10 protein-coding genes are annotated in these 11,412 nt (G+C 29.2%); 3 read left to right on the forward strand and 7 right to left on the reverse strand.

The window, feature by feature from the left end; translation table 4 throughout:
- Positions 1-9: 9 nt before the first annotated feature.
- The 7 genes from mnmG to SHELI_RS05775 are packed head-to-tail and all read right to left on the reverse strand — an operon-like array spanning position 10 to position 8,163.
- Positions 10-1,881, reverse strand: coding sequence for a tRNA uridine-5-carboxymethylaminomethyl(34) synthesis enzyme MnmG (gene mnmG / locus SHELI_RS05745; RefSeq protein ID WP_069117520.1), 1,872 nt, complete (start codon positions 1,879-1,881; stop codon positions 10-12).
- A gap of 15 nt (positions 1,882-1,896) precedes the next feature.
- Positions 1,897-3,417, reverse strand: coding sequence for a methionine--tRNA ligase (gene metG / locus SHELI_RS05750; RefSeq protein ID WP_069117522.1), 1,521 nt, complete (start codon positions 3,415-3,417; stop codon positions 1,897-1,899).
- 1 nt (position 3,418) lies between these two features.
- Positions 3,419-3,943 (reverse strand): phosphoribosyltransferase, encoded by a 525-nt coding sequence (locus tag SHELI_RS05755; protein ID WP_069117524.1) that lies wholly within the window; start codon positions 3,941-3,943, stop codon positions 3,419-3,421.
- A gap of 1 nt (position 3,944) precedes the next feature.
- Positions 3,945-5,240 (reverse strand): adenylosuccinate lyase, encoded by a 1,296-nt coding sequence (gene purB, locus SHELI_RS05760; protein WP_069117526.1) that lies wholly within the window; start codon positions 5,238-5,240, stop codon positions 3,945-3,947.
- Positions 5,241-5,252: 12 nt separating this feature from the next.
- Positions 5,253-6,551 carry an adenylosuccinate synthase gene (locus SHELI_RS05765; RefSeq protein WP_069117528.1) on the reverse strand — a complete coding sequence of 433 codons (1,299 nt, stop codon included), beginning with the start codon at positions 6,549-6,551 and terminating at the stop codon, positions 5,253-5,255.
- 9 nt (positions 6,552-6,560) lie between these two features.
- A complete protein-coding gene (pth, locus tag SHELI_RS05770) occupies positions 6,561-7,124 on the reverse strand; it encodes an aminoacyl-tRNA hydrolase (RefSeq protein WP_069117529.1) in 564 nt (187 codons plus the stop codon).
- Position 7,125: 1 nt separating this feature from the next.
- Complete coding sequence (locus SHELI_RS05775) at positions 7,126-8,163, reverse strand: ribose-phosphate diphosphokinase (protein ID WP_069117531.1); 1,038 nt, start codon at positions 8,161-8,163, stop codon at positions 7,126-7,128.
- Between the two features lie 155 nt (positions 8,164-8,318).
- Between SHELI_RS05775 and SHELI_RS05780 the strand changes: the two genes are divergently transcribed.
- The 3 genes from SHELI_RS05780 (at position 8,319) to SHELI_RS05785 (ending at position 11,404) form a co-directional block, all read left to right on the forward strand.
- A complete protein-coding gene (locus SHELI_RS05780; protein ID WP_069117533.1) occupies positions 8,319-9,851 on the forward strand; it encodes an ABC-F family ATP-binding cassette domain-containing protein in 1,533 nt (510 codons plus the stop codon).
- Between the two features lie 36 nt (positions 9,852-9,887).
- A complete protein-coding gene (locus tag SHELI_RS06140; protein WP_198146095.1) occupies positions 9,888-10,043 on the forward strand; it encodes a hypothetical protein in 156 nt (51 codons plus the stop codon).
- A gap of 89 nt (positions 10,044-10,132) precedes the next feature.
- On the forward strand, positions 10,133-11,404 hold the full coding sequence (locus SHELI_RS05785; protein WP_069117535.1) for an SGNH/GDSL hydrolase family protein: 1,272 nt from the start codon (positions 10,133-10,135) through the stop codon (positions 11,402-11,404).
- Positions 11,405-11,412 lie beyond the last annotated feature (8 nt).

Below are 11,412 nucleotides of genomic sequence, written 5' to 3' on the forward strand. Positions count from 1 at the left end.
AACTTGATATTAAATCTTGTTGTAGTTTTTTCTTAAGTAAAATAAAAGCATTTGAATATCTGCAGGATTTACACCACTTATTCTAGAAGCCTGGCCTATGGATTTTGGTTTAACTTTTTCTAGTTTTTGCTTTGCCTCAACTGCAATATTTTCAACTTTTGCATAATCAATATCATCTGGTATTTGTTTTTTTTCTAATTTATTAAAACGGTCAATGGTTTCGTTTTCTTTCTTAATGTAACCCTCAAATCTAATATCTATTAGTATATTTTGTAGTTGATTATCTGTTAGAGATTCCATTTCTTTTACATATTTTTTAATGATGTTTATATCAACTTTTGGTTGTTTTAATATTTCATACCCACTTAATCCTTGTTTTAAATCAGCTTGCTGCAAAATTCTTAGTTCATTTGCTAAATCTGATTTTGGCAAAAATCTTGTTTCTTTCAAAATATTTATAGTTGAATGCATTTCTTCTTTGTATTTTAAAAATCTTTTATATTCTTCATCAGAAACTAAACCAATTTTATGTCCATATTCTTTTAACCTAATTTCTGCATTGTCATTTCTTAGAGTTAGTCGGTTTTCAGCTCTACTTGTAAGAAGCCTATATGGTTCAACAACACCTTTATTAATTAAATCATCGATCATAACACCAATATAAGATTCACTTCTTTTTAATATTAAGGGTTCCAAATTATCAATTTTGCGACATGCATTTATTCCAGCAATTAAACCTTGACCAGCAGCTTCTTCATAACCACTTGTTCCGTTTATTTGACCTGCTGTAAATAGACCTCCAACTTTTTGTAGTTCTAAAGATAATTTTAACTGTTGTGGATCAATACAATCATATTCAATTGCATATGCTCATTTATCAACAACTACATTTTTAAACCCTGGCAAGCTTCTTAGCATTTGTTCTTGAACATCAATAGGCATTGATGTAGAAAATCCCTGAACATAAAATGTATCTAAATCTAAAGATTCGGGTTCTAAAAATATTTGATGTGTTTCTTTTTTGTTAAATCTAACAATTTTATCTTCAAAACTTGGACAATATCTTGGGCCAACTGAATTTATTTCTCCAGAATACATTGCAGACTTATTTAAATTATTTTCAATTATTTCTTTTGTTTCTTTGGTTGAATGAATTAAATAACAGGGTTGTTGCTTTTCGTAAGGTACAAAACTTTTTGTTGAAAAAGAAAAAGCAAGTTCTTTATTGGTTCCTGGTTCTAAAGCTGCATATGATAAATCAATAGAATTTTTTAAAACTCTTGGGGGTGTTCCTGTTTTAAATCTAAAAGAATTAATACCTAACTTTTTAAAAGTATCTGATAAATATTTTGTTGTTTTTTCACTATTTGGACCACTTTCAAACTTTTCTGATCCCCTATATATTAGACTTGATAAATATGTTCCAGTAGTTAAAACTACTGCATTAGTTATAATTTGTCTTTTATCAGATAAAAAAACAGATTTAACATTATTATTTTCATCTAATTCAATATCTGAAACTTCACCAACAACTAATTCTAGATTTGTTTGTTTCTTAATAACTTCACGCATATATTTTGAGTACTTAATTTTGTCAGATTGTGCCCTTAATGCTCAAACACCGGGTCCTCTAGAAGAGTTTAATAATTTCATTTGTAAAGCTGTGGCATCGGCAGCCTTTGCCATTTCGCCACCAAGTGCATCGATTTCTCTAACAACAATACCTTTGGCTGGTCCACCAATTGATGGATTACATGGCATGGTTGCAATCTTGTCTTCATACAAGTTTACAATTATTGTTTTTTTACCAAGTCTTGCACACGCTAAAGCTGCTTCAACTCCTGCATGACCAGCACCAACAATTACTACATCAGCTTGCATAGCAAGACCTCCTTTTTATTTTATTCTTTCAAACAAAACAAGTTTATCAACAATTTTTTTGTAACTAAATTCATTTCTTTCTAAGTTATCAAAATTGATTTCGTTTTGATCGACACCAAATTGCTCAACCATTTTAGAATAGCTTTTTGTTAAAACTGGTTTTAATAAAAACGAAATAATAATAATATTTTTTTGCAATATAGATAAAACTTGATTTAATTCTTCTATTTTATTTTCTTTCTCTAAAACTCATGGCTTAGAGTCTTCAATAAATTTATTACATTCCTGAGATAATTTTAAAACTTCTTGAATGGCTTCGGACATATTATATTTATCCATTAACTTTTTATATTCTTGAATTGTTTTAATTCCTTTTTCAACTAAAAAATGTTTCTCATCTATTTTTATTTTTGGTAGTTTCCCATCAAAGTATTTGATTATCATATTAGAAACTCTAGAGATTAAATTACCAACATTATTTGCAAGGTGAGTATTAAAAGATTCTTCAAAAAGTTCTTGTGTTAAATTACCATCTCTGTCTGTTGGTAAATTATTTATAACATAAAATCTTACAGCATCACTTGTATATTTTTCAATTAGTTGAACTGGGTCTATAACATTTCCAAGTGATTTAGACATTTTTTCCCCAGCACTTAAAATTCACCCATGACTCAAAAGTTTATCGGGACATTTTAAATCTAATGATTTCAAAATAATAGGTCAATAAATTGAATGAAATCTTGTTATTTCTTTACCTACAAATTGAAGAACTTCACTTTCATTAGATCAATATTTTTTTAACATTGAGTCGTCGTCAGAACCATAACCTAATGCAGTAATATAATTTGACAAAGCATCTATCCAAACATAAATGACGTGTTTTGAATTTTCTAAAACTGGAATTCCTCAACTGAAATTTATTCTTGATACAGATAAATCCTCAAGATCATTTTCAATAAAGTTATTTAACATCTCTTTTTTTCTTGATTCTGGTTCAAGAAAATTAGTTTTAAATAAATCTTGTAAAAACTTTTTAAAATTTGAAACTCTTAACATGTATGTTTCTTCTTGAAAGTCGATAGATTTATTTTTACAAACAACATGGCAAAAATTTTCATCCATTTGTTCAAAAGTTAAAAACTCTTCACAACTTATACAATACTTACCTTTATACTCAGAAGGATAAATTAAATCTTGTTTTAAAAAATATGAAAATATTTTTTGTACAGCCTTAACATGATCATCATCTGTTGTTCTAATAAATCTATCATATTGAATGTCTAAAACTTCTCATAAATGTTTAAATGTTTCAACTATTCCATCAACATACTCTTTTGGAGACTTATTGACTTCATTAGCTTTTTGTTCAATCTTTTGACCATGCTCGTCTGAACCTGTCAAAAAGAAAACGTCATAGCCGTTTTCTTTTTTATATCTTGCCATTACATCGGCTAAAGTTGTTGTATATGTGTGACCAATGTGCAAATTCCCACTTGGGTAATAAATTGGTGTTGAAACAAAAAAAGATTTCTTCATATTATTGTTCTCCTTCTGTACTCAAACTATAAATTCCTTTTAGTCCTCTATAACTTTCGTTGTAAGTTAGTCCATATCCAACTATAAATACATCCTCAATTTTAAACAACGCATCAACTTCAAAACTTAGTTCGCGATCTTTATTTTTTTTCTCAATTAATGTTATAACTCTAACATCTTTGGGTTTGTCTTGCATAGCTATATCATAAATTTTTTGTAGTGTTCGCCCTTTATAAAGTACATCACTTACTATCAAGACATTTTTGTTGTGTAGAGATGTACTCAAACCAAGATCGATTCTTGTAGCACCTTCAATTGCATCTATTTTTGTAATAAATTGAATTGTCACATCAATTGGTAATTCTCTAATTAAGTCTGCCACAAAAACAAAAGTACTAGATAATTCAGCTACTATTGTTAGTTGTTCATTTTCATACATTTTTGCATATTCACTTGCAGCTTTTACAATCGCAGCTTTTATTTCATCCTCAGCTATTAATGTAATTAATTGTCGATTTTCAGTCATTTTAAATCAACACCCTTCTAAATATTTTTTCTACATTCCTCATATAATAATCGATATTAAATAACTCATCTAATTCATTAGCATTTTCTAAATAATTTAATATTCCTTTTTCTAAAAGAACTTCTTTAAAAGATTTATCTGATTTTTGACATTCCAATGTGCACATTTGAATAAAATCATAAACATCTTCTCTGGAATGATTATACTTTATTAAAATGTAAGTTAATACTCTTTGACTAAAAAATATTCCTTTTTGCTCTTTGATGTGTTTTTCAATTTTCTCTTTATTTATATATAAATTATCTATTGTGTCTTTTAGTCTATTCAAAATATAAACTATTGTGTTGAACACATCAGGAAGTAATAGCCTTTCATTAGAGCTGTGAGATATATCTCTTTCATGTCAAAGTAAATTATTTTCGTATGACATAGAAACAAATGTTCTTATATACCTAGCAAGTCCAGAAATATTTTCACTGCTAATGGGATTTTTTTTGTGTGGCATTGAGCTTGAACCTTTTTGTCCTTGAGCAAAACCTTCACTAATTTCTTGTACTTCACTTCTTTGGAAGTGTCTAATTTCAATTGCAATTTTTTCTAAGGTTGATGCTATATTTGCGAAAATAGAAATTAAAAAAGCATGTCTATCACGTTGTGTGACTTGTGTTGATATCTTATCGATATTCAAATTCATTTTTTTTGCAACAAACTCTTCAATCTCAATTTCTAAGTTGGCAAAATTTCCCATTGACCCGGAAATTTTTGCAACTTCTATTTGTTCTCTTGCTAAATTGAATCTTTGTATTTGTCTACTGATTTCATCAAATCAAAGCAAAAATTTTAATCCTAAAGAAGTTGGTTCACCAAACATTCCGTGAGTTCTTCCCATAATTAAAATGTTTTTTGTATCTATTGCTTTTTGTTTTAAAGTTTGTTTTAAGTTTTCTAGTGATTCGAAAACTACGTAATTAGAAAGTTGAATCATTTTATTTTGTGCAGTATCAACAACATCTGTTGAAGTTAATCCTAAATGAATTCATCTTTTTTCTTCTCCAAGAGTTTCTGATATTGCTCTAGTAAAAGCAACAACGTCATGTTTGGTTTCTTTTTCTATTTCCAACATTCTTGTTCTTGAAATTTTTGCATTGTTTAAAATTTTTTGGCAATCATTATTAGGAACAATTTTTAAAGTTGCCCATGCCTCGACAACAGCTTTTTCAACATCTAATCAAATATTTAATTTATTATCTTCCGCCCATATTTCTTCAATTTTTTTTATTGCATATCTATCTATCATTTTTTGATTCACCTACTCAAACAGATTTTCTAACAATACAGTTTGTTTACGGTCTGGTCCAACAGAAAAACCTGCAACATTTGTTTCGCAAATTTTTTCAATTAATTTAATGTAATTTTTTGCAGCATCTGGTAAATCTGAAAATGATTTTGCTGACGTAATATCTTCTTTTCATCCTGGTGTAATTGTGTAGATTGGCTCACACTTTTCAAATTCCTCAGAAGTAGCTGGCATAGTTGAAGTTTCTCTCCCATTGATTAAATATTTTGTACACAATTTTATTTCGTCTAATCCAGATAAAACATCTAACAATGTTATAAATAATTTATCAATAGCTGATGAGCGAATCGCATATTTTAAAGCCACTAAATCAATTCAACCAACCCTTCTTGGTCTTTTTGTGTTTGAACCGTATTCATTTCCTCTTTCACGAATTCCATCTCCAACCTCGTCCAATAATTCTGTTGGAAAACCTCCTGCCCCAACTCTAGTACTGTAGGCTTTAACCACACCAACAACTGTATCAATGTATTTAAAACTTATTCCTGAACCCAAAGCAACATTTGATGCTGAACAATTTGAGCTTGTAACATATGGATATGTTCCGTGATCAATATCTAGCATTGCTCCTTGTGCACCTTCAAATAAAATCTTTTTGCCCTCTTTAATTGCGGATTCTAAAAATTCTCCACAATCGATAACCATGAAAGCAATTTTTTTGTAACAATCCATCAGCTCATTGTATATATCTTCAAATGAGTCAATTTCTTTATTGTACATTTTTTTCAAATAATCTTTTTGGTATTCGTAAATTGATTGAAATTTTTCTTTAAAGTTAGGCAGTGCTAAATCACCCAATCTAATTCCAATTCTTGAAACTTTATCTTGATAAGTTGGACCTATACCTCTTTTGGTAGTTCCTATTTTTTTTGCACCCTTAGCCTCTTCTTGAGCTTCATCAATTTGAATATGATAAGGCATAACAATTTGTGTTCTATTTGAAATTAATAGTGTACCTCTGTCTCCAACTGTTTGATTAATTAATTCATATTCATCAACTAGTTGCTTTAAATTTACTACACAACCATTACCAATAACATTTATTACATTTCTGTTAAAAATTCCTGATGGGATAATTCTAACTTTATGTTTTTCACCATTAAAGTTTATTTGATGTCCTGCATTATCTCCTCCAGAAAATCTCACAACAACATTTGTTACTTGAGCAAAATAATCTGTAATTTTACCCTTTCCCTCATCGCCTCATTGAGACCCAACAATAACTAAGGTATTATATTTTTCGTTTTCCATATTTCTCCTTTAATTATATTTGTTCATTATTTTTTTAAAATCTTCGTCGTTAGTTAAATCCTTAACAAAATCATTAAATTCTTGAACACTATTTTTTATTTTTTCTACTTCTTCATTTTTAAATTTACTTAAAACCCAATCAACTATTTTAAAGTTCGGTGCTGGTGGATCTATTCCAACTCTAATCCTGTTAAAACTTGTTGTTCCTAATAATTGGATTATGTTTTTTATTCCGTTGTGTCCACCAGCACTGCCTTGTTCTCTAAATCTAAAAGTACCAAGTGGTATATCTTTATCATCATAAATTACAACAAGTTCATCCATTTGAATTTTGTAAAAGCTCATTATTGCAATTATTGCTTGACCAGATAGGTTCATGTATGTTTGTGGTTTAGCAAAAATAACCTTTTCACCATTAATTTGGGAAAAGTACAATTTAGATTTAAAATCGTCTTTTTCAGATTGAAAACCATAATTTTCGATCAAAACATCAATTGCTATAAAACCTGCATTGTGTCTTGTGTGTTCGTATTGACGACCAGGATTACCTAAGCCAACAATTAGTTTTGGCATATTATTTATTTTTCCCTTTTACATACTCATCAGCTTTTTTTCTAACATCATCTCTTAAATCTAAGTAAACCTTAGATAAAGATTGTTTTTCATATGAGCTTTGAATCATTATTGCTAGTAAATTTGCAACAGATATTATTTTTAATCCCTCAAATTTCTTTGCCTCAGGCATTTCAATAGTGTCTGTAACAATTACTTCCTCTACTATTTTTTCTTCGATTGCTTCTTTCATTCTACCAATCGCAGGACCACTGAATACTCCGTGACAAGCTATTAGATAAATCTGTTTTGCTCCTGAAGCTTTTAATGCTTTAGCTCCGTTTATGATTGTTCCAGCTGTATCAATCATGTCATCAATTACAAAACATATTTTGTCTTTAATATCTCCTAGAACAAATTCTACTTCCGCTTTATTTGGTTCTGGTCTTCTTTTTGAAATAACCGCTATTCCAGTTGTTATGTTTCCTGTGTAACTTGCAACTCCATGAACTCTTGTTAAACCACCATGGTCTGGTGATACCAATATGCATTCATCAGGATCATATTTATTTTTTGAAACAATATTTATTATTTCAGTAGCGACTGTTTGTGCTGTTAAAAAGTTATCGGTAGGGACATTAAAAAACCCCATTGATTGAGCTGAGTGTAAGTCCACTGTTATTATTCTGTTAGCTCCTGCAGTTTCTAGTAAGTTTGCAACTAGTCTTGCTGTAATTGGCTGACGACCTTTAGCTTTTCTATCTTGTCTTGCATATCCAAAATATGGAATCACAACATTAATTCTTCTTGCGCTAGCTCTTTTAAATGCATCAATTGCAATTAATAATTCCATTAGGTTTTCGTTAACCGGTTGATTAGTTGATTGAATTATATAAATTTCTTGTCCTCTAACTGAATCTAGTGATTGCACTATTAACTCACCATCTTCAAATTTTGATGTTTCTACTTGTGATTCTTTTACTCCCAATAAATCACATATTTTTTTTGTTAATACTTTACTTGATGATAATCCAAATATTTTTATATCATTTTTGTCCATGAAAATTCTTCTCCCCTTTTATAATATCAAATTTCAGTTGGCCTGAAAATATAAAAGCAAAATGACAAAAAAATTGTTATGTTTCAATAATTAATTTATAATTTTCTAGGCAAGTAAATATTATAATACATTATTTGCATTTTGGAGGTAACTTTATGGGTTTAGCGAGTTTAACAAACATTACACATAGTAATGGTGGTAAAAAATTATATGAAGATACTGCACTAAAGATTAATAGAGGTGAACATATTGCTTTAATTGGTCCCAATGGTGCTGGTAAAACAACCTTATTAAATATAATTTCTGGAAAAATTCATCCAGACAAAGGTGATGTGGATATTCATCAAAGAACAAAAATTGGGTATTTAGATCAGCATTTGGATGTTGATAAAGAGCAAACTGTTGATCAATATTTAAAAACAGCCTTTGCGGATTTGTATGAACTAGAAGAAAGAATGAACAAAATTTATGAAGGTATGGCTGAAAACTATGATGAAAATGAACTTGTAAAAGCTCTTAAATACCAAGATATTTTGAATAACCGGGACTTTGACACTATTGACAAAAGAATTGGTAACTTAGTTGATGGTTTAGGAATTGGATTAGATAAATTACCAAAAAAATTGAGTGAGTTATCAGGTGGACAACTAGGAAAAGTTATGTTAGCAAAACTTTTATTAAGTGAAAATGACTTTTTATTGCTTGATGAACCTACCAACTTCTTAGATATTCAACAAGTTGAATGATTAGCTAAGTTTTTACAATCTTTTGAAAAAGCCTATTTGATGGTTTCTCATGATAATGAGTTTGTAAATAAAACTTGTAACATCATTTATGCTTTAGAAAATTTAAAACTGACAAGATTTGTAGGTGACTATAATAAATACCTTGAAGACTCAGCGATGCTTAAAAATCAATATGATAAAGCATTTGAAGCTCAAAGAAAAGAAATTAAAAAACTAGAAACATATGTTGCTAAAAACAAAGCAAGAGCAAGTACTGCTAAATCTGCTCAATCAAGACAAAAAGTTTTGGAAAAAATGGATGTTATGAAAGAGAGAAAAGATATTACTAAACCTAAATTTAGCTTTTCATATAAAAGACCTTCATCTGCAGTGGTTTTAGAAGCGAAAAATTTAGTTATTGGATATGATTCTCCTTTGTTACACCCTTTAAATTTTGAGTTAAGAGAAGGCGAAAAATGTATCATAACAGGTAGAAATGGTATTGGTAAAACAACATTTTTAAAAACAACAGCAACAGAAATAAAACCTTTTGAAGGAACTGTTCAGCTTGGTAATGGTGTTGATTATGCATACTTTAGACAAATAGAAAACGTTAATGATATGACTCCTGTAGAATACTTATTAAATAAATTTCCTGATATTACAGATTCAGAAGCAAGAGCTAAAATTGGACAATTCGGTTTAAAAAGTGGTCTTATGAATCAAAAAATGCAGACGCTTTCCGGGGGAGAACAAACCAGAATTAGACTAGCTGCTTTAAGTATGATTCCATGTAGTTTACTAGTACTTGATGAACCAACAAACCATATTGATGTATTAGCAAAAGAAGCATTATTGGAAGCTATTCAAGCTTTTAAAGGAACAGTTTTACTAACAACTCATGATATTAATTTTTCAACTTTATGAGCAGATAAAGTTCTAGACTTTGAAACTTTGGTGTAGAATTTTAATAAGTATTTATACACTAAGGAGGAAAAAATGAGTAAAGATTTTGATTCAAGATGTTTTAAATGTGTAGAAGAAATGCAAAAAGGTAAACAAGGAGGAGCGGCTTCAATTCTTGCTGGAAAAATGCAACAAGGTTTAGCTGGTCAAGACTTAGATAGCATTTATGTTTGCCCAAAACATTCATAAAAAGAAATTTATTTTATTAAAATGACTTTTTGGTTTTTAAAAAAGTCATTTTTTTTTGATAATATATATCAAGTCAAAAAGGAGAAATTATGAAAAAATTATTATCCGTTTTATCGTCATTTCTAATTGTTATCAATGGATCTGCAATTTCTGTTGCATGTAATAAATCAGATGAACCAACACAAAATGATACTGAAAATGATGGTTCAACAGCAAAAAATAAGATTGAAAAGTTTGAAAACTTTTATACAATGGGAGATAGTCTTAGTGATGCTGGAGGCTATAAAAATATAGCAAAAGCAATTATAAATAAGAAAAAAAATCCACCAAAAGAATTTCAAAATTTTGAAAACTTTGATTATGATTTTGGAGGGAGTTTTAAAACTGATTTTATGGATAATAAATATCCATCATATACAAATGGTAGAACAGCAGCAGAATGAGTTAATCAATATTTAGGATTCACAACACCAATGAAACCAGGAGGAGCCTGACTTGAGGATTCAAGTGATGGAGTTGGTAGAAACTATGCTGTTGGTGGCGCTAGAGCTTCTTTTGATATAACATTCAACTTTAGAGAAGCTGGAATTAAGAACGAATACATGAAAGTCGACATTATTTCTCAAAGTGAAGCTCTTACAAAACAACACAAGTTAACAAACAAAGACATTGTCTTTGTTGAAATTGGAGGAAACGATTTTCTTGAAGGAATGCAACAATTCCAAGATGGATTAAGTATTCCTAAATTTCAAAAAGTGGCAGATGATGCTGCAAGTAATCTTCAAATTGCTTTAAATAATATTCTTAAAACAGGTGCTAATGTATTGTATATGAACTCACCAGATATGAGATATATTCCAACTCTTTTAAAAGGTCAGTTAAAAGAAGATGGTACAAAAGATACTTTATCTGTTATGGTTGAATCTATGCCTTCACTAATAGATACAGTACACAATCAATTAGATAGTTATTTATATGATGAAACATATAAAGTTTATACTGACTTAAAGAAAAAATATAAAGATCAGATTTTTATATATGATTTATTTAAAAACTTCAAAGATTTAAAAGATGACTATAGCAAAGTGTATAAAGAAAAGTTTAACAAAGACTTAAATGTAACAAATAACTTTGGTGTTGATACTGTTCGTAACCGAACTGCTACAAACGTTTTGGTACAAGCTAACAATGCTGTAAAAGGTCACAATGCAGAAGACATTGACTCATTCTTTTTTATAGATGAAGTTCACCCAACTAGATATGTTCATCAATATGTTGGAAAATTGTTGTATAACTATATGGAACATATTTGAATTAAAGATAGCAAACCTAAGGAATTAACTTTAGATGACATAAAATAAAAATCACT

This window comes from Spiroplasma helicoides (assembly GCF_001715535.1).
In the GTDB taxonomy this organism is placed as follows: Bacteria; Bacillota_I; Bacilli_A; order Mycoplasmatales; family Mycoplasmataceae; genus Spiroplasma_A; species Spiroplasma_A helicoides.